This window comes from Plantactinospora sp. KLBMP9567 (assembly GCF_033446045.1).
Taxonomy (GTDB): Bacteria; Actinomycetota; Actinomycetes; order Mycobacteriales; family Micromonosporaceae; genus Plantactinospora.
Map to the genome: position 1 here is coordinate 134,877 of NZ_JAWQRR010000046.1, position 23,201 is coordinate 158,077.

A 23,201-nucleotide genomic window follows, 5' to 3' on the forward strand; every position below is an offset into this window, starting at 1 on the left:
GCGAGCCGGTGCAGCTCGCGCAAGCCACGGGAGTGAACTTTTCCGGTTAAGGATAGCGATGCGGCAATCTTGCCGACAGTGCCGATCGGCCGGCACGAGCTCCGGAGAGCCCCCGGATTTCGAGGTAGAGAACGGCGGGTAAGGGCTTACCTGAGCCACACCGCCATCGATTGTCGGCCATTCGTGGCCGAATTGGGGGCCGTTGACAGGGCGCAGGGGCGCCCGTACGGTAACTTTACTTATCCGGTTCAGTCGACATCTCTCGATGTCTTGGCCGGGCCTCCCGGTCCGGCGACGGTGCCCTCCACCAGGGAAGGCGCGCCGAGGTCGCGACCGGCCGGGACCCGAGAAATGGTCGGTCGCGACCCGAGGAAGTTGAGGTGCCCGTGACGTCCTGGCAGAGCCTGCACGACGGTTGGTCGCTGACCGCGATCGGCAACCCGGACGTCCCGGAGGCGGTGGCGTCCGCCCCGGTCCCGGCCACCGTGCCCGGCTGCGTGCACACCGACCTGCTCGCCGCCGGACTGATCCCGGACCCCTACCTCGACGAGCACGAACTCACGTTGGGCTGGATCGGCCGTACCGACTGGTGCTACCAGACCACCTTCCGGTGGGACGGCGGCGACGGCGACCCGGTGGACCTGGTCTGCGCCGGTCTCGACACGGTGGCGACGGTCACCCTCAACGACGTCGAACTCGGTCGCACCGCCAACATGCACCGGAGCTACTCCTTCGACGTCCGCCAGGTGCTGCGGGTCGGCGACAACGTGCTGCGGGTGCGGTTCGACTCGGCGTACCGCTATGTCGAGGCGGAGGAGCGGCGGCTGGGTGCCCGGCCGAAGTCGTACCCGACACCGTTCAACTTCATCCGCAAGATGGCCTGCAACTTCGGCTGGGACTGGGGCCCCGAGCTGGTCACCGCCGGGATCTGGCAGGAGATCGGGTTGCGCACCTGGCGGACGGCCCGGCTGGCCGAGGTCCGCCCGCAGGTCACCGTCGCCGGTGCCGAGGGCCGGGTCGGGGTACGCGTCGAGGTCGACCGGGCCGACGACGGCGACGGCGCCGAACCGCTCACCGTCCGGGCTACCGTGGCCGGCGAGGTCGCCGAAACGGTGCTCGGGCCGGGGCAGCGCGGCGCAGAGCTGACCGTCACCGTCGCCGACCCCGAGCTGTGGTGGCCCCGGGGGTACGGCGCGCAGCCGCGCTATCCGCTGGCCGTCACACTGCACGCCGGGGAGCGCGAGCTGGACGGCTGGCAGCGGCAGATCGGCTTCCGCTCGGTACGCCTTTCCACCGCCGCCGACGAGCACGGCTCGGCGTTCACCGTCGTCGTCAACGACCTGCCGGTCTTCGCCCGGGGCGTGAACTGGATTCCGGACGACTGCTTCCCGCACCGGGTGACCCGGCAGCGCTACGCCGAACGCCTCCGCCAGGCCTGCGACGCCAACATCAACTTCCTGCGGATCTGGGGCGGCGGCCGGTACGAGTCCGAGGACTTCTACGACCTCGCCGACGAGCTGGGCCTGCTGGTCGGGCAGGACTTCCTCTTCTCCTGCGCCGCGTACCCGGAGGAGGAGCCGCTCCGCACCGAGATCCGGGCCGAGGCGGCCGAGCAGATAGTCCGGCTGGCCAGCCATCCGAGTCTGGTGCTCTGGTTCGGTAACAACGAGAACATCTGGGGCTGGCACGACTGGGGCTGGCAGGAGGATCTGGCCGACCGGACCTGGGGCGCCGGCTACTACTTCGACCTGCTGCCCGGCCTGCTGGCCGAGCTGGACCCGAGCCGGCCGTACTGGCCGGGCAGCCCGTGGTCGGGGCGGCCGGATATCCACCCGAACGACCCAGCGCACGGCAGCATGCACATCTGGTCGGTCTGGAACCAGCTCGACTACACCCACTACCGGGACTACCTGCCCCGGTTCGTCGCCGAGTTCGGCTGGCAGGGTCCGGCGAGCTACGCCACGCTGCGTCGGGCGATCTCGGACCCGCAACAACTGGCCGAGGACTCGCCCGCGATGGCGCATCGGCAGAAGGCCGGGGACGGCCAGCTCAAGCTGGCCCGAGGGCTCGACGCGCACCTGCCGGCACCACGCGACTTCGACGACTGGCACTACCTCACCCAGCTCAACCAGGCCCGGGCGGTCAGCGTCGGGGTGGAGCACCTGCGGTCGTACCGGCCGGTCTGCATGGGCACCGTTCTGTGGCAGCTCAACGACTGCTGGCCGGTCACCTCCTGGGCCGTCGTCGACGGTGACGGCCGCCGCAAACCCCTCTGGTACGCGCTGCGCCGCGCGTACGCCGACCGGCTGCTCACCATCCAGCCGAGGCAGGGCGGGCTGGCCCTGGTCGCGGTCAACGACGGCGGTACCCCGTGGACCGGGCGGGTGGACGTGACCCGGCTGACCCTGGCCGGCGAGCCGAGGGGCAAGGCGTCGGTCGAACTGTCCGTGCCGCCGTACTCGGAATACACCTGGCCACTGCCGGCGGACGTCGCCAGCCCGGACGACCCGCGCGGCGAACTGCTGGTCGCCGATCCCGGCGGGGACGGCGAGCGGAGCTTCTGGTTCTTCGCCGAGGACCGCGAACTGGCCTACCCGCCGGCCCGGTACGAGGCCACGGTCGAGCCGTCGCCGGACGGCGTGCGGGTGCGGGTGACCGCCCGGACGATCCTGCGCGACCTGGTGCTCGCCCCGGATCGGCTCGATCCGGCGGCAGAGGTCGACGAGGCGCTGGTCACGCTGCTGCCGGGGGAGTCGGCCACCTTCACCGTACGGTCCGCGGCACCGCTGGACCCGGCGGCGCTCACCGCCCGTCCGGTGCTCCGCTGCGTCAACGACATGGTGTCGCAGCACTGATCCGTCGCTCTGGTTCGTCTCCGTGATCCGCACCCTGTTCCCGGACACCGCTCCCGGAAGGATCACCACCGCCCATGAAGCGCCATGTCCCGCTGCTGCTGGCGCTGGCCGGGCTGCTGCTCGCGGCCTCGCCGGCACCCGCCTCCGCCGCCCCGCTCTCACCGGCAACCGCCGGACAGTCCACGGCCGGCTTCGTCGTCCGCAAGGGCGACCAGCTCGTGCTCGACGGCAAGCGGTTCCGGTTCGCCGGGACCAACAACTACTACCTGATGTACAAGTCCCGGGCGATGGTCGACGACGTCTTCGCCGACGCGAAGGCCGCCGGGTTCACCGTGCTGCGGCACTGGGGCTTCCTGGACATCGGCACCCCGGGCGGGACGGACTCGGTCGCCGGCCCCGCCGACGGCGTCTACTTCCAGTACTGGGACGGGGCGAAGCCGGCGTACCACGACGGGCCGGACGGGCTGGAACGCCTCGACTACGTCCTCTACGCCGCCCGGCAGGCCGGGATCAAACTGGTGATCCCGCTGACCAACAACTGGCGCGACTTCGGCGGCATGGACCAGTACGTCCGCTGGCGCGGCGGCCAGTACCACGACGACTTCTACACCGACCCGGTGATCAGGGGCTGGTACAAGGACTGGATCTCGCACGTACTCAACCGGACCAACACGCTGACCGGGGTGGCGTACAAGGACGATCCGACGGTGATGACCTGGGAGCTGGGCAACGAGCCGAGGTGCAAGGGCTCCGGCGTCTACCCGATGTCGCCGACCTGCACCCCCGCCGTGCTGACAAGCTGGGCCGACGAGATGACCCGGCACGTCAAGTCGGTCGACCGCCGGCACCTGGCCAGCGTCGGCGACGAGGGCTTCTACTGCGACGACCCGGCCAGCTCCGACTGGACCGTCAACTGCGGCGAGGGCGTCGACTCGGTCGCACTGACCAGGCTGCCGGCGGTGGACGTGGTGTCGTACCACCTCTATCCGGACCACTGGGGCAAGGACGCGGCCTGGGGCGTCGAGTGGATCAAGCGGCACAACCGGGACGCCCGCCGGCTCGGCAAGCCGGTGATGCTCGGCGAGTTCGGCTACGTCGACAAGGCGACCCGGAACCCGGTCTACCAACAGTGGACGGACGCGTTCGCCAGCAGCGGCGGCACCGGTTTCCTCTACTGGATCCTCTCCGGCATCCAGGACGACGGCACGCCCTATCCGGACTACGACGGTTACACCGTCTACTGCCCGAGCCCGGTCTGCACCACGCTGGGCAACGCCGGGAACGAACTCGTCCGGGGCCAGCGCTCCCGGCCGCCGGTCGCCGACCACGACACCGGGGTCACCGAGTCGGGTACGCCGGTGACGCTGACCCCGGCCACGAACGACATCGCGTACCGGACGACGGTGCGGGCCGCCAGCATCGACCTGGATCCGGCGGCCCCCGGCCAGCAGCGCTCGGTGACCGGCCCCGGTGGCGGCTTCGCCCTCGACCCGGCGGCCGGAACGGTCAGGTTCGTCCCGGCAGACGGCTTCCAGGGCCGGGCGGTCGCCTCGTACACCATCCGCGACCAGGCCGGACGTGTCTCGAACGTCGCCGACCTGACGGTGACGGTCAAGCCGGCACCGGGTGACCCGATCCTGATCGCCTCCTGGGAGAGCGGGGTCGAGGGTTGGGCGCCGGGCGACTGGCAGACCGACGCCGGGACCGTTGCCCAGACCACCGACTTCCACACCCACGGCTCGGCCGGGCTGCGGGTCGCCGCGACCGGTGGTGGCTGGTTCGGGGTGACCCTGCCCGAGCCGGTGGACCTGTCGGCGAAGGCGACGCTGAAGTACGACCTGCGGGTGGACCCCACGATCGGCACGTCGAGTTCCATCGCGGTGCAGACCGGGGAGGGATGGGCCTGGTGCCAGTCCACCTTCGGCTGGGTGTCCCAGGGCACCGAGACGACGGTGACGGTCGACCTGCTCACCGAGATGTCCTGCGACGCGGCGGCACTGGCCGACGTACGCGGGATCCTGATCTGGGTCAGCCCGGGAACCCACGACCTGGACCACCTGCGCGCGGAATGAGCTGAACGGCGGGGGCCCTTCCTGTCGCATTCTGGATAGGAAGGGCCCCCGCCTCACCACCTTCGCCGAACAAGCGATGTCAGCGGTTGGCGCAGTAGCCCACGCTGAAGGTGCTGGCGCCCGGCTTCAGGGTCTTGTTCCAGTCCTCGCCGTGGATCCGGTAGCTGCCGTCACCTTGGATTTGCCGGGCGAAGTTCCAGGCCGTGTAGATCTGGCCGCCGAGCGCGACATAGCCGTACCAGTCGACGGGCTTGTCGGTCCTGTTCGTGGCGACGATGGTCGCGCAGTAGCCGCCGCCGTCGTCCGAGTTCCACTGGGTGAAGTTCTTGACCACGATGTCGACGTTGCCGTCGGCCGGGCCGACCAACCGACCCACTCCCCAGCGGGAGGTGGTCTGGTAACCGGTGCCCAACTGGTCGGCCCAGTTCCGGATCGCGGTACGGGTCCCGCCGGTGGCGTCGTTGACCTGGAAGTCCAGGCCGTGGAACGTGCCGAGGCCGCCGTACTCCAGGAGGCTGATCGCCGCCTCGATGGTGTACCCGGTTTCGGTGCGGACCGCCGCGCTGGTCAGCCGGCCCCGCTGGAACGTCTCGTCACCGGTGCCGAACGAGACGCCGTTGTCCGCGTTGATCCGGATCTGGGTGTCGTCGTAGCGGTAGGGGCCGTTCTTGACATTGCCCCCGTCGACGTAGATCTCCACCGAGTCCCGGGTCCAGGGGTCGGAGCCGGAGACGTCCACGACCGGGTCGGCGACCTCGGCGAGCACGTAGAGCGTCTGGTCCCGCCACAGGGTACGGACCGTGGCGATCGCGCCGTCCGCGCCCGAGACCGCCTTCGCGGTGGTGACCGCGCGGGCGTCGGCCCAGGCGGTGTCCACCGCGCCGTCGACCACCGGCGCCGTACGGGCCTGGGTGACCTCCAGGTACGACAGCTCCTCGACCAGGCCCAGGGTGCCCAGCGCGCCCGGGGCGTTCCAGGCGGCCGTACGACCGTCGTTGCCGACCCGGACGTCCAGGGTGAGCGTGTCGCCCTCGGCCGCACCGGTCAACGGCAGGTGGGCGACGATGTCGTAGCCACCGCTGCGCTCCTTCGCCACGGCGGGCACGTTGCCGCTGCCGTCCCGCGCCACCGTGTACGTCTGGTCGCCCAGCACGAAGCTGACCTGGTCGCCGGCCGAGGCGGCGGCGTCGGAGACGGTGACGAAGGCCGTCAGATGGTCCGGAGCCCAGCGAAGCTGGAACCTTGCCAGGTCCTCCACCGGGTGCAGCGGAAGCTTGCTCCAGGTCAGGTCGGAGGTGGCGGTGCCGGAGAGGGCGACGTCGCCGGCGAAGACGTTCGCCGTACGCAGCCGGGCCGGCAGCTCACCGTCCACCGCGCCGTGGTACGCGGGCTTGGCCCGGAGGTTGTCGTCGAAGACGAGCGGGGCACCGTTGCCGACCCGCCAGGACCGGCCGTCGGTAAGACCCCAGACGGTGACCACGAACAGGTCGTCCGCGTACGTCCGGAAGATGCGGAACGCGTCCCGGAAGTAGTAGCCCTGCTCGATCAGGTTCGCCCTCGTCACCGGGGTACCCGTGGTGACGTCGAGTTCGGTGACGGCCTGGATCACCGGCAGGTCCTCGAACGCGGCCAGCGCGGCCCCGAGGTTGGCGGTCGGGGTGGACAGCGAGACGTGGAACTGGTGGCCCACCCCGTCGACCGGTACCCCACGCGAGATCAGCCGCTGCACCAGCGCCTTGTACCGCCCCTGCTTGCCGCTCTGCTCGGTGTTGTAGTCGTTGATGAACAGGGTGACCGGGTCGGCGCCGGCGACCGCGTGGACGTCGTTGAACGCCTGGTCCGCGTACCGGAACGCGAGGTCGATGTACTCCTCGCCGAGGATCCGGTACCACTCGCTGCGGCGCAGGCCGTCGCTGAACTCGCCGCTGTCGGCGACGACCTCGTTGACGACGTCGAAGGCCCGTAGTGGGTTGGTGGCGGAGCCGAACGGACCGTACCGGTCACCCAGCGACTCGGCGACGGCGAAGACGTGCGTACGCAGCCGGTCGCGGAGGACCTGCTGGTGCGCCGCTGACGTGCTGAGCGGGGCGCCGGCCTCGTCCTGGAAGAACCAGGCCGGAGTCTGGCTGTGCCAGACGAGTACGTGCCCGTAGACGCCCAGGTTGTTGGCTCGGGCGAAGTCCATCAGCGCGACCGCCTGGTCGTGCGGGCGGAAGTTGCGCTCCTCGTCGTACCACGCCTCCGGCTTCATGTGGTTCTCCGGCGTGATGTTGTTGAAGTGCCGGGTCAGCAGTTGGGCGGCGGCGCCCACCGTCTCGCGGCTGTCGATCGCGACGCCGATCGGGAAGTCGGTGGTCTCGTGGATCGGCGGAAGATCCTCGATGACCGGCGGCTGCGGCACCCGTACCACGACGTCGTCGACGAGGAAGTCGCTGGTGTTTCCGGTCTCGCCGTCCTGCCACCGGGACTCGAAGTAGAGCAGCGCGCTGTCGGCCGCCGGCATCGTGAAGCTCGCGGTCACCTCGGTCCAGCCGGTGTTCGTGATCCCGTCGAACTGGGCAAGCGTGCTGAACGACTGGCTGCCGCCGCTCGTGCTGGCCAGGCTGAACCAGATCTGGTCGGTCGGCTGTCCCTCGGCGAACCGCAGCCACGCGCTGAACTCGTAGGTCACGCCGGTCTCGAAAAGGGTGCTCACGTCGCGACCGATGCCGGCGCCCTGGTTCACCCGATTGCTGACCAGGGCCGCCGCCTCGCCGCCGTGCGCGATGTCGGTCAGCCCGACCGTCGGGGCGCCCGGTCCGCCGTCCCGCGGCCCCCAACCGTCGAGCCCGTCCTCGAAGTCGGTGTCGATCACGACCGTGCCGGGTTCCGGCCCGCCCTCCGGGGTGGTGATGCTGATGTCGTCCAAGAGGTACGGAGTGGTGCCCTCGGCCTCGACGTAGAGGGTGGCCGCGGCCAGGCCCGCGGGCATGGTGTAGCTGCCGCCGATCCGTACCCAGTTCTCCGCGGTGGTGGGGACGTTGTCGCCGACCCAGGTGTAGGTGTTGTCACCGCCGCCGGCCTGGGTGGCCTCCATGGTGAAGTGGACGCCCGCCGACCCGGTGGTACCGGCCGGAAGTTTCGCCCATGCGCTGATAACGTACGTCGCGCCGGGCTCGAATCTCGCGGCCGCGTCGATCGCCGCACCCTGCCAGTTCGCGGTACGGCCGGTGACCGAAAGGCTATTCGCGCTCTCGTTCCCCTCCGCCGTTGTCCCGAGCGTGACTGCTCCGCGCGGCCCCCACGGGGCGTAGGAACCCGACTCGAAATCGTTGGCCAGGACGACCCGGTCCGCAGCCCGGGCGGGGGCGGCGAGCGCGACCGACCCGGCTATGGTGAGCAGTAATGATGTGACAAAAGCGGTCATTTTTCGAGATGGTTTTGCCGGTCTACGTCCGATGCGCATCAAGGGCTCCCTATCCGGGCGGGACGACGCGATGGCGATATCGCCGAATCGCTCTCGCGAATCCAGTCGCGCGAATGTTAGCCGCGTGACGCGAGCTAGTCGAGATGCTCTGTCCGACCGGGCGCTACCTCTCCACCGGACGGTCGACGGACCGAAAGTTTCGGCGAGTCGGCCGCCGATGTTTCGGAGTCAGGCCGTGGTCGACGGGTGACCGTCCCGGCCGCCGGACGGTGGCGTACCCGAGCGGCGGCGGCTCGGTCCGGGCAGGCTTCGTGGTAGCTTCGCTCCCAGCGTCGCGTGCCGGTGGCAGACCGTGTCAGGCATGGAGGCGCCGGACCGAAGGGATCACGATGATGCTTGTCGTCCCTTCGCCCTCCACCTGTGGGTGAGGGCGAGCAGACCAGGCTGGTGGCCTGGAGTCGAGAGTTGCGCCGCGTCCACGGAAGGCTCCGCGAAGCACTGGCCGTCACCCGACAGGCCGTGGCCGACGGCGAACCGGCGGAGCCGGCGACCAGAGACCTGTTGCTCCTCTGCCACGGGTTCTGTACCGCGCTGACCGCGCACCACGAGGGCGAGGACCGGGACCTGTTCCCGGCGATTGCCGAGCAGCATCCCGAACTGCGGGCGACGCTGCGCTACCTGCGGCAGGACCACTCGATGATCGGGTACCTGCTGACCGGCCTACAGGCCGCCGTGGCTCGGGGCGCTCCGCCGTCGGAGCTGGATCGCCACCTGGAGGGCGTGGCGGCGATCATGGAGTCCCATTTCCGGTACGAGGAACGCCAGCTTCTGACGGTGCTGGAGACGCTGGCGCTGGACGCGGATCCCGCGGTGCTGGGGCCGCTGTGACCGTACGCCAGCGTCGTCAGCGGTACAGCGGCTAGTCGTCGTCGACCTGGGTGAAGGTGACGGTGTCGGGGAGGTAATTCGGGAAGCTGAGGGTGATGACGAGGACGTCGTCGACCGTGTCCGGGTCCTGCACGCTCCCCAGCCCGTATCCCTGCCAGTTGCTCCAGTTCGTCGGGGTGAACCGGAGCATCACCGGCTGGCTGATCCACCCGCCGCTGCCCCGCATCGTCATCTGGAGAAAGGCCGCCTCGGCCGGCGGGTGACTCAGGCGTACCCGGAACCCGGCGCCAGTGCCCTCTGGGACCGAGGTCGAGGCGGGGTCGGCGATCACTCGCGGAAAGTCGTCATCGAGGGTGATCGCGGCCTGCGCCGGTCCGGCGGGGGCGACCATCGCGACGGCGGCGAGCGCGAGCGCGCTGACCGCACCGGACAAGCGGCGTACGGGAATGACGGGCATCGGAGACCTTTCTGGCAGGAGTGGACGGCACGGCGGCACCACCGAAGCCACCGGCGACGCTGATCTGCGTGCTCTGCCTCGCGCGGAGCCATTGAAATAATTCCATGTTTCGGGGTCGACCGGAACGTCGGCGGTCGATCCTGCTGCTCGACGGCGAGCCTGGCAGCACGGCGTGCGGAACCTGATCGACCTGCCCACTTGGCGACCTGGCACGACCATGCGGCGCTGGGTGGGGCGACGGTGATCGGGCCGCTACCACCAGCTTCTGCGATCGAAACCCTGCCCGAGGCGGTCGACGACCGTGCTCGATCGCGCTAGGTTACAGGTCAGGCACTCAGTGTCGTCGATGGGAGACGACGTGGTGTACAACGAGACGCGACTGTTCCGTCCTCCGCTAGCGACCATCGACCAATCCGACCGGACACTGTTCGCGCAGTGCGGAGTCACCGATGTCGACGCCGTCCGGGAAATCGTCATCCAACCTGGCACCGGTCTGGTCATCACCGCGCGCCAGGGCAACCTGCGGAGCCTCTACCAGTCAGCACGCCACCTGGTGGAGACCGGTTACCCTCGACCCCTACTGCTGGACGCCAACCGGTACGGCGGCAACTGCCGCGTCCCCGCCGCAGCACCGTTCAGCCGGGACTGGCTCTCCCGACAGCGGGATCTGGGCCTGCTGGTGCTGACCGACTCCGGATACGTCGAAGATGGAGACATCGTCGGGCTCACCAGGATCCTGAGCCGGGCGGCAAAGCTCGGTGATGTCGTCGCGCTGCTGCCATTGCACCTGTCCTGGTTCACCGTGCCGCAGGCTCGACGGACATTACTTCGCCTGGTTCGCACCTTCGCTGCTCCCGTGGCGATAGTGATCGAGCATCCGCGGGACCCGATTGGGGTCCGGGGCACAGTCGACGGGCTCTTTGAGCTGATCGAGTGTGAGGTGCCGGTGATGCTGCTGCGTTGTGATGTCTCTGCGTTGGGGGCCCTCTGCTGTGGAGCTGTCGCGGCGGCCGTCGGAACCCGCGCCGCGCTCCGGCACCTCTATCCGAGATACCGACCGTCGGTGCGCCGCCGCCCGTCGCCACCGATGCCGTCCGTCGTGGTGCCTCGGTGCCTGTCATACAAGCGGCTGTCCGTGGTGGCCAGGACAAAGCGGCGGCATCCGGGGACGGACATCTGGCGATGCGTCTGTCCGACCTGCGACGGAAGCGACCTCGACTGGATCTTCCATCGTCCCGAGCATGTGCGGGAGCGGTTGGCCTTCCAGCACTCGCTGGGCGCGCTCATCGAGTTGCGGCACGAGCTGACCGGGCCCGACCTCCGACAAGACCGGCTGTCCTGGCGGTCGCGTTGCGCCAGCGCCGCCTATTGGCGGCGGGAGGTCGGCTGGGAGTCGCTCGCTGCCCTTGACCGGTGGCAGGAGGCGATCGGGTCACCGCCATCGGATGATCTGCCGTCCCGGCAGCACCGTCCAGGCCGGACTATTCCGCCGCAACGGGGGAGCGGAGACAGGAGAGCGGAAGGGTGATCGCCGGTAATGTGCGGAGAGCCCGTCGTTAGGGGAGGCGATCCGGCGAGTGAGTGTGCTAGCCACGTTGAAGCAGCTCGGCGATTACCGACTCATCCGCCCGCTCGGGTCGGGCGGGATGGGTGATGTCTACTTCGGAGTGTCCCCGACGGCGGACCGCGTCGCGGTGAAGGTCATCCGACAGCACCTGCTCACCAATCCGAAGATCCGGGAACGGTTCGCGACCGAGGTGGAGAGCCTGCGGGTCGTTTGGGGGTCCCGGGTCGCCCGGCTTGAGGCGGCTGATCCGCTCGGCGACCCCGCATGGCTGGCGGTGGAGTACGTGCCCGGCTCGACGCTGTCACAGTATGTCGAGCAGCGCGGCCCGCTGCCATTACCACTGGTGGCGATGATCGGGGCGATGCTCGCCGACGGTCTGGACCGGGTGCACCAGGCCGGTCTGCTGCACCGGGACCTGAAGCCGCAGAACATCATCCTCGGCCGGGACGGGCCCGTCCTGATCGACTTCGGCCTGGCGGTGCTCACCGAGCGCGACGACTACCTGACCGACCCGGGCGCGGTGGTCGGGAGTCCGCACTACATGTCACCGGAGCGAATCGAGGGCGAGCGGGACCAGGGCGCCGGCTCGGACGTCTACGGGCTCGCCGCGACACTGGTCTTCGCGCTCACCGGGCACCAGCTCTATGCCGCTGCCGGCGGGCTGCCCGGCCTACTGCTCCAGATCGTCGACCCGGACGTGCTGCCGAACCTCTCCGGCGTGCCGAATGAGGTGGCCCCGGTGCTCGGCGCGATGCTCGCACACGATCCGTCCGCCCGGCCCAGCCTGCCGGTGGTACGGACCCGGCTGCTCGCGATCGCGACCTCCGGCGGCGTACCCGTGATCGAGATGCGACGTCGGGTGGGCGAGCTGACCTTCGACGGCAGCACCGAGATCGTGGTGCCGCCGGAGTTCACCGACCCGCTCCAGGACCCGGAGGACGTGGCCGCGGGCGACGGCGGCAGCGACGACGGTGACAGCGACGACGGTGACAGCGACGACAACACCGGCAGCCGGGTTGACGGCGGACCGGACACCCAGGTCGACCCGGATCCGCCCCGGCGACGGCCGACGACGCTGGTGGACCCCGAGCCACCGGACAGGCCACGGGCCGAGGTGGGCTGGCTGACCGACCGGCTCCGCCAGCAGTACGCCCGCCGCAACACCCTCTGACCGCACCGCCACGGCGGCCGAATCCCCTCCACAACAGAAAATCTCTCCCGCGAAGGACGCCCCCACCCCATGACGCCTCCGCACGCTCCTTCCGCCACCCCGCAGTACGCGCCCGGTTCGCGCATCCTGGTCCGGGACGAGGAGTGGCTGGTCCGAAACGCCAGACCGGTCCGGGACGGCACGATGGTCAAGGCCGTCGGAGTCTCCGAGTTCGTCCAGGATGTCGAGGCGACGTTCCTCACCGAACTGGACGAGATCCGGGCGATGGTGCCGGAGGAGACCAAGCTGGTCCAGGACACCTCGGCACGGTTCCGGCGCAGCAGACTGTTCCTGGAGGCGGTGCTCCGGCGTACCCCGTTGCCGCAGTCGGAGCGCGGGCTGGCGCTGGCCGACCGGTTCCTGCTGGATCCGTTGACCTACCAGCAGCGGCCGGCGGAGCTGGCGCTGGCCGGGTTGCGTCCGCGGATCCTGCTGGCCGACGTGGTCGGGCTCGGCAAGACCCTGGAGGTCGGGCTGATCCTGGCCGAGCTGATCCGGCGCGGCCGGGGTGACCGGATCCTGGTGGTCTCGCCGCAGCAGGTGCTGGAGCAGTTCCAGCGCGAGTTGTGGACCCGGTTCGCCATCCCGCTGGTCCGGCTCGACTCGACCGGCATCCAGCGGATCCAGCAGGAGATCCCGGCCGGACGGAACCCGTTCACCTACTTCAAGCGGGCGATCATCTCGGTCGACACCCTCAAGGACGCCGGGCAGTTCGGTCACCACCTCGACGCGATCGACTGGGACGCGGTGGTGATCGACGAGTCGCACAACCTGATCAACAAGGGGACCCAGCGCAACGAACTGGCCCGGCGGCTCGCCGCCCGGACCGACGCGCTGCTGCTGGCCAGTGCCACGCCGCACAACGGTGACAAGCGCTCGTTCGCCGAGCTGATCTCGCTGCTCGACCCGACCGCGATCACCGACCCCGACGACTACTCGGCGGAGGACATCGCCCATCTCTACCTGCGCCGGACGAAGATCAGCCCGGAGGTACGGGACCAGATCGGCAACCGCTGGGCCGACCGTGGGCCGTCCCGGGCCCTGCACTGCCCGGCCACCGATGCCGAGGAGCGGATCTTCGCCGAGCTGACCGAGGTGTGGTTGGCCGGCGAGTGGACCGACGGGCCGATCCGGGGGCAGGAGCGGCTCTTCCCGTACACCCTGGTGAAGTCCTTCCTCTCCTCGCACGTCGCGCTGGCGGCGACGGTGCGGAGCCGGTCGGCGAAGGCGGTGGGCCGGGAACGGGCGGCGCTGGAGCGGCTCGCGGAGCTGACGGCGGCGATGACCGACGACGACTCCAGCAAGCTGGACCGGCTGGTCGAGCTGCTGCGGCACGAGATCAGGGTCGGTCCGGGCAGTCCCGTCCGGGCGGTGGTCTTCTCCGAGCGGGTACCGACGCTGAAGTGGCTGGCCGAGGTGGTGCCGCGCCGGCTCGGCCTCAAACCCTCGGCGGTACGCGTCCTGCACGGCGGGCTGACCGACGCCGAGGAGCAGCAGGTGTTGCAGGAGTTCGAGTTGGCCGGCAGCGACGTGCGGCTGCTCTTCACCGGCGACGTCGCCTCGGAGGGGGTGAACCTGCACCAGCAGTGTCACCAGCTTGTGCACTACGACATCCCGTGGAGCCTGATCCGGATCGAGCAGCGCAACGGTCGGATCGACCGGTACGGCCAGCGGCACGAGCCGCAGTTCCGGGCGCTGATCCTCACCTCGAACGTGCCGGACGCCAAGGACGACCGGACGGTGGCGGAGAAGCTGCTCGACCGCGAGGAGGCGGCGCACCGCAGCCTCGGCAGTGTGGAGGCGATGACCGGCCTCTACGACGCCAAGCTGGAGGAGGACCGGCTGGTCCGGGACCTGCTGGAGGGCAAGACGGTCGACGAGTCGTACGCGGGCGGTGTCGAGGTCGACGTGCTCGCCGACCTGATGGCGTCGGTGGGCGAGGCGCCGGTCGGTGCGGAACCGCAGCGGGTGCAGGTGCCGAGGCTCTTCGCCGCGACCAGTGACTTCGTGGACACCGCGCTGGCCGAACTCTACGACGACCGGCCCGACGACCGGATCGGGCTGCGCCGCGAGGAGGAGCTGATGTCGTTCCTCGCCCCGGCCGACCTGGTGCACCGGCTCGGCGACCTGCCCCGGTCATATCTGCGGGCGCACGCCGAGGGGGAGGAGCTGCGGTTGAAGGTGACCTTCGACCGGCGGCTTGCCCAGCGGAAACTGGACGAGGCCCGGGAGTCGACAAAGCCGACCTGGCCGGAGATCGCCTTCCTCAGCGACGTACATCCGATGGTGGAGTGGCTGGTCGACAAGGTGCTGTCCCGGCTGGGCCGGCAGCAGGCGCTGGTGCTGACGGCGGCCGTACCGGAACCGGTTTTCCTGGTCCAGGGCGTCTACTGCAACCGGCTCGGCCAGCCGACGGTGGTGGAGTGGATGGCGGTTTCCGGGCTGCCGGACGCGCCCCGGGTCGGCCCGATGCTCGACGCGCTGGCCGACGCGAAGGTCGGGCCGCAGCTAGCGAACCCGGGCCGGCGCGTCCCGCTCGACCGGCTCGAAGCGCTGGTCCCGGCCGCCGTCGAGGCGGCCCGGGTCGACCTGGCCGCCCGGCGGGCCGAATGGGACGCCGAGATCGCGGCGCCACTGCGTGAGCACCGCCGCAAGCTGGACCGGTTCGCGCAGGACAGCCTCTTCGGCGAGCTGGCGCCGGCCCAGCGGGAGCGCCGCCGGCAGCGGGTGCACCGCACCGTACGGGAGCAGACCGACCTGGTCACCCGGTTGGAAACGGCCGGCGAGCCGCTGCTGCGGCTGCTCGCCGTCCTGGTGGCCGACGACGCCCGGGAGGGGCTGGCATGAGTTTCGAGTCACTGACCAACCGGGGCGAGTACCTTTCCGCGCACTACCTGGCCGAGGTGCTGCCGACCACCCTCAAAGGTGGCCTGGTCAAGCGCTGGTCGGAGGAGGAGCGCGGCGGCCGGGTGACGCCGAGGGCCGGCCTGCGCGGCTTCCGGCGCGACTACTTCGACCGGAAAATCGAGCTGGCCGACCCGGAGCTGTTCGACCCGGAACGGCTGCGCAAACTGCACTTCGAGCTGTTGAAGGTGCTCGGCTTCGGCGACCCGCAACGGCAGACCATCACGGTCGAGCGGGCCGGGCAGGAGCAGGAGATCCCGGTCGCGCACGCCGAGCTGCTGGCCGGTGCCGGGCACGGCATCGTCGCGTTGGACTGCGGCTGGGCCGTCGACACCGACGCCGCCCAGGACCCGACCGAGGCGGGCCGGCTGCTCGACCCGGTCGAGCTGGCCGGCGGGGAGCGAGTGGAGACCGGCGCCAAACTCGCCTCCTGGCTCTTCGCCGCCGAGGACCCGCCGAGATACGTACTCATCATGAGCGGTGGCGTGATCACCCTCGCCGACCGGAGCGTCTGGGGCGAGGGCCGCTACCTTGCGGTCAGCCTCGACGTGACGTACGGCCGGAACGACGAACGGGAGCTGGACGTCGTCGCGGCGCTCTTCGGCGCGGACTCGCTGCGCCCGCCCGCCGAGGGCGGCAGCGAGCCGCTGGCCGACCTGGTCGCCGGCTCCCGACAGCACGCGGTCGGGGTCAGCGGCGAGCTGCGCGAAGGGCTGCGTACCTCGGTCGAGCTGATCGCCAACGAGGTGCTGGACCGGATCCGCCAGGCCGGCTACCGGCCGGAGCAGGTCGCCGACCTGGACGAGCTGGCCCGCGACCTGGGCCGGGAGGCGCTGCGCTACCTCTACCGGATCCTCTTCCTGCTCTACGCCGAGGCCCGGCCCGAGCTGGGCGTGCTGCCGGTCAACGATCCGGAGTACGTCTCCGGCTACAGCCTGGCCCGGCTCGGTGACCTGATCTCGCGGCGGCTGCCACCCTCGGCCGAGGAGGGCTTCCACCTCTACGAGTCGCTGGACCTGCTGTGCCGGATGGTCAACGAGGGCCACCGGCCGCGCGGGGCGGGCGAGGAGGTCAGCGAGCAGACGAGTGAGGACGTGGGGCTGCGGTTCGAGCCGATGCGGTCCGACCTGTTCCTGCCGGAGGCGATCCGGCTGATCGGCCGGCAGATCCCGCAGCCGGGCAGCGACGAGGACGACCCGGATGATCCGTATGGGCCGAAGCTGGACACCCGGCTGCGGAATCGGACCCTCTACCAGGTGCTGCGCCGGCTGATGATCACCAAGGGCGGCAGGCGGAAGCGTGGCGGCTTCATCTCGTACGCCCAGTTGGGGATCAACCAGCTCGGCGCGGTCTACGAGGGGCTGATGTCGTACACCGGATTCGTCGCCACCGAGCGACTCTACGAGGTGGCCAAGCACGGCGACCCGAAGGACGGCTCGTGGATGATCCCCGAGTCGAAGGTGGACGACTACGACGACGAAGTCTTCGTGCTGAAGGAGAACCCGGTCACCGGGGCGAAGAGCCGGATCCCGTACGAGCCGGGGTCGTTCGTCTACCGGCTCGCCGGGCGGGACCGGCAGACCAGCGCCTCCTACTACACCCCACAATCGTTGACCGAGGTCACCGTCCAGCTCGCGCTGAAATACCGGATCGAGGAAGCTGGCGACGGGCTGCGCGCCCGGGACCTGCTGGACTGGACGATCTGTGAGCCGGCGCTCGGCTCCGGCGCCTTCCTCAACGAGGCGATCAACCAGGTGGCCGCCGAATACCTGCGGCGGCGCCAGGAGGAGCTGGAGACCGCCCTCGAACCGGAGGACTATCACCTGGAGTTGCAGCGGGTGAAGGCGTACATCGCGCTGCACAACTGCTATGGCGTCGACCTGAACCGGACTGCGGTCGAGCTGGCCGAGGTATCGCTGTGGTTGAACGTGATGCATGTCGGGTTGCAGGCGCCGTGGTTCGGGCTGCACCTCAAGCGGGGCAACTCGTTGATCGGTGGTGGGCGGCGGCTCTACCGGCCGGAGCAGCTTGCCGACAAGTCGTGGCTGCACACGGCACCGGAGGACCGGCCGTTCCGGGACGGGGCCATCGAGCCGGGCACCATCCACCACTTCCTGCTCCCGGCCGACGGCTGGGGTGCGGTCGCGGGGGAGAAGGAGGCCCGCGAGCTGGCGCCGGCCGAAACCGAAAAACTCAAGAAATGGCGTACGGCGATGCGCCGTACGCCATCCACGAAGGGGAAGAAGTCGCAGGTCAAACGTCTACAGGGGTTGGCCCGACGGGTTGAGTTCCTGTGGAATCTGGTGCAACAGCGCCTGGCCATCTCCGAGCGAGATATCCGCCGCGATATCAAGGTCTGGGGAGCCGACGACCTACCCGAGGTGACCGAGGCGGTGGCCCGGGAGAAGATTCTCACCGACTTGACCGCGCCCGGCACGCCGTACTGGCGGCTGAAGACGCTGATGGACGTCTGGTGTTCGCTCTGGTGCTGGCCGTTGGAGAAGGTCGGCCTGCTTGACAGCTCAGATTCAGCCGCGTATCCGGCCACTCCGGTCGAGGTCACCCATGTTCGCGACGAGCCAGCGTACGACGAACCGGCGGTCTACGAGGTCGCGGACTTCTTCGGCCAGGTGCAGGCGCAGCAGCTCAAAATACCGACGAAGCTGACCGTTGGCACCCGGCGTACGACAGTGGCCGAACAGCTCCGCCAACAGGTGCCACTGGCCAACCTCGACGACTGGCTCGCCTTCACCGAGGCCCTAGTCGGCCGACGTGACCTGGATGAGGACTCCGAGCGGCTCTGGGGCCGGAGTTTCACGACGTTGAGTGAGATGAACGAGTTCGAGGGAAAGCTAGACGGTCTGATCGGGGTCGACTCGCCCTGGACCCTCTCAGACCGGTTCCCCTGGCTACTCACCGCCGAACGGGTAGCCGACCAGCAAGGCTTCTTCCACTGGGAGCTGACCTTCGCCCAGGCGTTCGCCAAGGGTGGCTTCGACCTCCAAGTCGGCAACCCGCCGTGGGTGCGTCTGGACTGGCGAGAAGACGTCGTGTTGGCTGAACGCAATCCCTGGTTCCGCATGACCACAAATGCGTCAACTGCGACGTGGAATGCGAGGAAGCTATCCCTATTCGAAGATGTAGCCAGTCGAGCATATCTCCTTAATGAACTGACGGGAAACGCGGGCATCGTTGGCATGCTCGGTCATCCATCTAAATATCCACTATTGGCTGGAACGCGTCCGGACCTCTATCGCGCATTCATGTGTCAGACGTGGCGTCACATATCCATGAGTGGGACTGTCGGGTTAGTTCATCCGGACACACACTTCAGTGGCGCAAAGGAGGGCCCGCTTCGCGCCGCCGCCTACCGTGCTCTTAGGATGCATGCCCACTTTCAGAATATGCGCCTAATTTTCGCGGAGATCGACTGGAAGATCCAGTTTGGGATTCACGTCTATGGCAAACCGCGTAATCGTGCAACCTTTACGCACGTAAGTTGGCTTTTCGCTCCAGAAACGCTGCGCGAATCGCTCGTTCACAATGGAAAAGGGGAGCTTCCGGGAATCAAGCAAGACGGATCATGGGACTTGCGGCCCCATGCGGCGAGGCTCGTTCAGGTCGACGATCAAGTCTTGTCTGAGTGGCAGATGCTTGTGGCGGATGCTGACGTTCCCCCAGGACAAACGAGGCTACTCTATCCTGTTACTGTCGCCGAACAAGGTGCAATCTCTGCCTTGGCGGCATCTGGTAGACGTCTTGCTGATCTAAGGCCTTTCATTAGTAGTGGATACAACGAGAAGAATGCGAGGTCGGATGGCCTAATTAAGTGGGACGGGTTCGAGCCTGACGATTGGTCCGAAGTGATCCTGCAAGGTCCCCATCTGGGTGTGGCCACGCCCTTATTTAAGAACCCGCGTATTCCAAGCAGGAGCAACAAAGATTACGATAGCTGGTCGCTTGTCGGCTGTCCTACTAATGCAGTGCCCCGTAGCAACTACAGAAGGTCAGTAGATCGGGCAACGTACGAGAAGGCCCAGGACACGTGGGATGGGCGAAGGTACACAGAGTACTACCGCTTGGCGTGGCGAGAAATGATACCCCTTGGTAACGAGCGAAGTCTGTTTGCCGCACTAGTACCGCCGGGGCCGACTCACATCCATGCTGTTCGCTCAATGGCGCTGCGTACCAACCGGGAAACCGCCTTGCAGTCGGGGTTCTGGGCTTCGTTGCCATTCGATTATGCGTTGCGAATATCCGGACGTGGGCATCTCGACGTGAACGATGCCTGCCTGATGCCCGCACCTAGCGTAGATCATGCACTTGCCGGGGCATTGCTGCTCCGCGCGCTGCGTCTCAACTGCCTTACCTCAGCATACTCATCCCTTTGGACCGAACTGTTCGATCCAGGCTGGGTAGATCGGGAGGGCTGGGCCGTGAATTGGAGGGATTTAAGTGGCGTCGCTCCCCTGAGCGAGGTATCACCGAAGTGGAACTACAGGACGCCCCTACGGACTGAACGTTCACGACGGGCGGCACTCGTTGAGATTGATGCACTTGTTTCGGCCTGGCTCGGCGTGGATGCCGAGGAGCTAATATCGATCTATCGTTCAAGATTCGCTGTGCTGGCGGGGTATGAATCTGCAATGTGGTTTGATGGTGCGGGCCGCAAGATCACCCGCGACTATTACGCCCAGGGTGTGGGGCAACCGAATGACGCCTATGCGAAGTTGATCCGCCACTTAGACGACCCAGAGCGGAATCCTGTTCCGGAGGGGTATGAGCCGCCGTTCTATAAGGCGGATCGTGAGAATGAGTACCGGCAAGCGCACGCTGAGTTCTGTCGGCGACTCGCCGAACATGCGCTCACAGCATAAGAATTATGTTGGCAAGGCGAGTATCAGCGACGCGATGTTTGTCTATGCTGGACACAGCAAGCCCCAGGGGGTGGCTATTTTTCGGCGCGCCCATTGTTGATCTTGCTTGCGTTGAATCTTGCGGAGGATCCGGTTGGCCCCATGCTGTACGCGGCGCTGCTCGCGGTAGTCGCACGCTCGCGGAAATTGCGCTGCGGTTTGTTTGGCTTGACGTCGGTGTTTGCGGCGGGTGGGTGCTCGAACTGAAGGCGGATGGTGACGTGCAAGCTGACGGTTCGGGGCGAACGGAGGTCGGGCCCATGAGTCTTGTCGTACCCAGCAAGTACGCTTGGCGAGCGACGTCCGGCTGTGATGTGAGGCGAGTGGAGGGCTGTAGGAGTGAGAGGCGAACCATTCGACAGTCGGGTCTTCGCGAGTCGGGTGTTAGGAAACGTAGATCGACTTAGAAGCTTCCAAGTTTCAGCGAAAGAAAGCGTTGAGCACTCACGGCAGCAACCGGCAGGAGTGAGTTTAGTAACGACAGGTCATCCAGATTTCATGACGCTCTCGCTGGGCGAATCCGGATTCTGCGAAGCTGTCGCGCTCTTCATTGATTTGGAGCAGTTCACGCAGCGCACTTTCTGGGACCCGCCACACGAGATGGTGCTGCTCGCGCATGCTGTGCTAGCCGAGGTCTCCCGAACAGTGGTCCAGAACGGCGGTCATGTACTTGGGCTGCGCGGCGATGGCCTCTTTGCATGCTTCGGCTGCGCAGAAAGCAATCCAGCGATAGACGCCACCATTGCCCTTGCCTCCGGAGCGCAAATCATGGACGCTGCGAAATCCGTTCTCAACCCCATGTTGCGCGAGCGCGGTATCGAACCAGTGCAAGTTCGAGCCGGTGCCGACTTCGGGCGGCTGGACTTTGTGCGCATTGGCGCGGACGATATTAGTGAGATAAACGTGGTGGGATTCGCCGCAAACTTCGCTGCAAAATGTGAGAAGTATGCGAACTCCTGGGAGTATGTTGTTGGGGAGAAATTTAGAGAGCTCCTGATGCAAGAGAATGTTGGTCTATTTTCGGAGCACGTCGAGTCGCCGAAGCGGTATACGCGAAATTACGAGACGAAACAGTACCGCTTTTATGATGTCAGTTGGCGTAGACTGCTATCGGAGCTTGACGGAGTATCTGAGCATATCGCCGGTAATCCTACGTCCGCAATTAAGATTTTCTAGGGGGCAACGTGACACTTCCGTCGCTGTTTCGGAAGGTAGGAATACACGTTCCGCGTGGAGTTACGGTCGATGGCACCGTAGTGTTAGGTGACCGCCAGATGCGGTCGGCCAGTTCAGTCTCCGCCCTTACGGCGATGGCTCCTCATCGATTTCATGGCGGCGACGATCCCGCTCCGGCCCAGATGGATAAACAAAACGCTTGGTGGGTCCGGTCTCCGGAGAGCAAGGCCGACGACGTTGCCGATGTACGGGAGCACTTTGCAAACGTAATCGTGCTTGACGACGATGACGACCTTGCGTATGGCGTCACTCATGATACCCGTCGCGGCAGATTCGAGGTTCTTGTTCTTCCTCAGGTTGACGGCTCCCTCCCTCGTGTTTTTGCCGTCAAGCCCAAAAGGCTTGGCCGGAACGAGGGTGGGAAATTCCGAACCGCTCCGCATCTTTACCTTAGTGGCGCGCTTTGTGTTGCCGCCCATTCTGACTGGGCAGGAAAGGGTTACAAGACCAGTGTGGCAGTCGCGTGGACAGCCCATTGGTTAGCTTGCTATACCGCCTGGCGGATGAACGGAATCTGGCCCACGGAAGGCTACGAGCCCCGTGACCATTAGGCGGCGGTCAGATGCGCCGAAGGCGCAGCCCGACCGTAATGATGGACTCGCTGCGATCACGATATACGGCCACTGGATAGCTAACGCCGACACCAAGATCGGATTTTTGGCGACGGGTCTGACCGTGCTTGGTGCGGCGGCATTCGCTCAGATGCGAAGATTCTTTGCGAGCGCTCCCTATAGTGGGTGGCGTGATTTACTCGCGGGGGTCTTTCTCTTCGTCGCGATTTCTGGGATTGCGTCTGGTGCTGCTTTCTTGATGTCAGCTCTTACTCCTCGCACGGGCGCACCAATGCGATTCAGTCGATACGCGTACCCGTCGCTTGTGGCCCAACCTCCAGGATTTGTCCCGGTTCTCAATGCCGAGAAGCAGCGGGAGGAAGCCTGGATCCAGGCGCGGGCGTTATCGCTAATCGCGGCCAAGAAGTTCACATTCTTTCGGAGGGGACTTCTTGCTTTCGCGATGTCTGCACCAATCCTTGGAACGGCCGCGATATTGATTCGGTGACTTCGGGTTGCGCGCCAAGTACAGTTGGTCGAAGGGTTCGTCCTCGTCCCCTCTGGTGGACTTGGAGGTCGGAGCCGGGCTGCATGGTCTTGGACCTTTGCCAGTGCGGTCGGACGCCGCCGGTATCACCTCTGCGTCGATGCCGAACACAATCCGTGATGCTCGAAGGATACGGTCCGGCCAATCGCTTGCCCGGTGTCGAGTTGTGGCAACCGCTACTTCGCCTCGGTTACGAAGACGCCCTTGCCCTGGTGGCCCTCCAAGAGGCCCTCCGCTTGCAGGATCAGCAGGGCAGAGCGGACGGGTTCGGCGGACACGTCGTAGATCGCGATCAGCTCGCGGAGCGACGGTAGCTTGTCGCCAGGCTTGTACTCACCCGACGCGATCTTGTTGCGGATGTCCTGGGCGATGCGTTGGCGATCTGAGATTCGGGGCATGGCAACTTCCTGGTAGGCCCCTGCATCTTCTCATGATCGCCAACGAAGCCTCAAGACTTTGCCTGCTTTGCATGCTTAGCTCTTGCCCCTCGCATGCTTTGCATTGTAAGTTGCTGCTGCGGGACGCCTGGCAACGGAAAGCCTGGTAGGCAACCGGCCCTCCGGTTGGGCATCCGCTGCTGGCACGGCTGGTG

Annotated in this window: 12 protein-coding genes; 8 read left to right on the top strand and 4 right to left on the bottom strand. The window is 67.2% G+C overall.

The annotated features are described in order from the left end of the window. Positions 1–386: 386 nt before the first annotated feature. Positions 387–2,855, top strand: coding sequence for a glycoside hydrolase family 2 protein (locus R6Y94_RS35245; RefSeq protein ID WP_412102955.1), 2,469 nt, complete (start codon positions 387–389; stop codon positions 2,853–2,855). Between the two features lie 74 nt (positions 2,856–2,929). Further along, a complete protein-coding gene (locus tag R6Y94_RS35250; protein WP_318400781.1) occupies positions 2,930–4,927 on the top strand; it encodes a cellulase family glycosylhydrolase in 1,998 nt (665 codons plus the stop codon). Between the two features lie 79 nt (positions 4,928–5,006). On the opposite strand, the gene R6Y94_RS35255 is transcribed toward R6Y94_RS35250, so the two are convergent. Beyond that, on the bottom strand, positions 5,007–8,333 hold the full coding sequence (locus R6Y94_RS35255) for an endo-1,4-beta-xylanase (protein ID WP_318400782.1): 3,327 nt from the start codon (positions 8,331–8,333) through the stop codon (positions 5,007–5,009). Between the two features lie 420 nt (positions 8,334–8,753). On the opposite strand from R6Y94_RS35255, the gene R6Y94_RS35260 reads away from it, so the two are divergent. Next, on the top strand, positions 8,754–9,221 hold the full coding sequence (locus R6Y94_RS35260) for a hemerythrin domain-containing protein (protein WP_318400784.1): 468 nt from the start codon (positions 8,754–8,756) through the stop codon (positions 9,219–9,221). 31 nt (positions 9,222–9,252) lie between these two features. On the opposite strand, the gene R6Y94_RS35265 is transcribed toward R6Y94_RS35260, so the two are convergent. Further along, on the bottom strand, positions 9,253–9,678 hold the full coding sequence (locus R6Y94_RS35265; protein ID WP_318400786.1) for a hypothetical protein: 426 nt from the start codon (positions 9,676–9,678) through the stop codon (positions 9,253–9,255). Between the two features lie 346 nt (positions 9,679–10,024). On the opposite strand from R6Y94_RS35265, the gene R6Y94_RS35270 reads away from it, so the two are divergent. The 5 genes from R6Y94_RS35270 to R6Y94_RS35290 all read left to right on the top strand — a co-directional run bounded on the left by R6Y94_RS35270 (position 10,025) and on the right by R6Y94_RS35290 (position 21,451). Next, positions 10,025–11,206 (top strand): hypothetical protein, encoded by a 1,182-nt coding sequence (locus tag R6Y94_RS35270; protein WP_318400787.1) that lies wholly within the window; start codon positions 10,025–10,027, stop codon positions 11,204–11,206. 49 nt (positions 11,207–11,255) lie between these two features. Next, complete coding sequence (locus R6Y94_RS35275) at positions 11,256–12,416, top strand: serine/threonine-protein kinase (RefSeq protein WP_318400789.1); 1,161 nt, start codon at positions 11,256–11,258, stop codon at positions 12,414–12,416. A gap of 69 nt (positions 12,417–12,485) precedes the next feature. Continuing rightward, positions 12,486–15,302 (top strand): SNF2-related protein, encoded by a 2,817-nt coding sequence (locus tag R6Y94_RS35280; RefSeq protein WP_318400791.1) that lies wholly within the window; start codon positions 12,486–12,488, stop codon positions 15,300–15,302. Then, positions 15,299–20,236 (top strand): class I SAM-dependent DNA methyltransferase, encoded by a 4,938-nt coding sequence (locus tag R6Y94_RS35285; RefSeq protein ID WP_318400793.1) that lies wholly within the window; start codon positions 15,299–15,301, stop codon positions 20,234–20,236. Before R6Y94_RS35280 ends, R6Y94_RS35285 begins: the two co-directional genes overlap by 4 nt. A 537-nt stretch (positions 20,237–20,773) precedes the next feature. After that, positions 20,774–21,451 (top strand): adenylate/guanylate cyclase domain-containing protein, encoded by a 678-nt coding sequence (locus R6Y94_RS35290; RefSeq protein WP_318400795.1) that lies wholly within the window; start codon positions 20,774–20,776, stop codon positions 21,449–21,451. A gap of 113 nt (positions 21,452–21,564) precedes the next feature. Here R6Y94_RS35290 and R6Y94_RS35295 read toward each other — a convergent pair whose 3' ends face one another. After that, positions 21,565–21,930 (bottom strand): hypothetical protein, encoded by a 366-nt coding sequence (locus R6Y94_RS35295; RefSeq protein WP_318400797.1) that lies wholly within the window; start codon positions 21,928–21,930, stop codon positions 21,565–21,567. A gap of 855 nt (positions 21,931–22,785) precedes the next feature. Further along, on the bottom strand, positions 22,786–23,007 hold the full coding sequence (locus R6Y94_RS35300; protein WP_318400798.1) for a winged helix-turn-helix domain-containing protein: 222 nt from the start codon (positions 23,005–23,007) through the stop codon (positions 22,786–22,788). Positions 23,008–23,201 lie beyond the last annotated feature (194 nt).